Genomic DNA, 923 nt, shown 5'->3' on the forward strand with positions numbered 1-923 from the left:
GCTCGGCTGTGCGAGCCGACGAGTACCCTGCTCGGTGTGACTGTACCGCCGAGGAGCTGGCGACGTTGAAGGAGTGGTTCGAATCCGACGATCACACCCTCGGGGAGAAGGTCCGTGGCGACTGGCCGCCCTCGGATGAACGTAACAACGTTTATCCGATCTTTTTTACACCAGACGACCTCTCGGACACCTACGAGGCGCTGTACGACAATAATCGACGTTACTCGCCGTTCTCAGGGAACAAGGAACCCGTGAGTCGCGGCGAGGACTCGATGGACGTGTGTAACGCGCCGTTGAGTCGCTGGCGTCGACGCTACCCGAACGTGCGGTTTTGCGGACAGACGGTATCACCTGGTGACACCTACTGTGGTGTTCACAAATCGAATCGAGGTGCGCTGATGAAAACTGCTGAAGAACAACTCCAGACGGGGCTATTCGCCCAAAGTCTCGATCACGTCTACGCGAAACTCGGCCCGTGGAAGCGGCTGTTCGGGTGGGGGTCGTTCGAATCGCTGATGGGCGAATCCACCTACGAGTTTGGCGTTGAGTACGAAACACGTTCCTTCGATTTCTCGGACGCCGATCTCGTCCCCGAGGACGCCGACGAGGACGGAACGTTAGACGTTCGGTGTGGTTATCCGACCCAACACACCGACCCCGCCCTCTCGCTGTACGCAGCAGCGATGATGGGGGTTCAGATGATCACGGTTCAGCCGCGGATCATGTACGAGAACCACGAGGAGGGCGAGCGGATGATGGAGTCGAAGACCATCGAGACGGCACAGCTCACGGCGCCACCCACGGAACACGACCCGTCCCCGCAGGAGTTTAAGACGCTGGAGACGTGGTCCGAACACCACCTGAATCTCCCGCTGTCGCGTCTCGTCACCGACCGTCCGAAACTGCTCGAACGCGGCGGTGTC

1 protein-coding gene is annotated in these 923 nt (G+C 59.8%); it reads left to right on the forward strand.

The genetic code is table 11. From position 1 onward, the window contains the following. Window positions 1–398: 398 nt before the first annotated feature. Window positions 399–923: hypothetical protein (locus tag EXE42_RS15970; protein WP_137706955.1), on the forward strand; the 525-nt coding region annotated here is incomplete at its 3' end.

This window comes from Halorubrum sp. SP3, from assembly GCF_005435195.1.
Taxonomy (GTDB): Archaea; Halobacteriota; Halobacteria; order Halobacteriales; family Haloferacaceae; genus Halorubrum; species Halorubrum sodomense.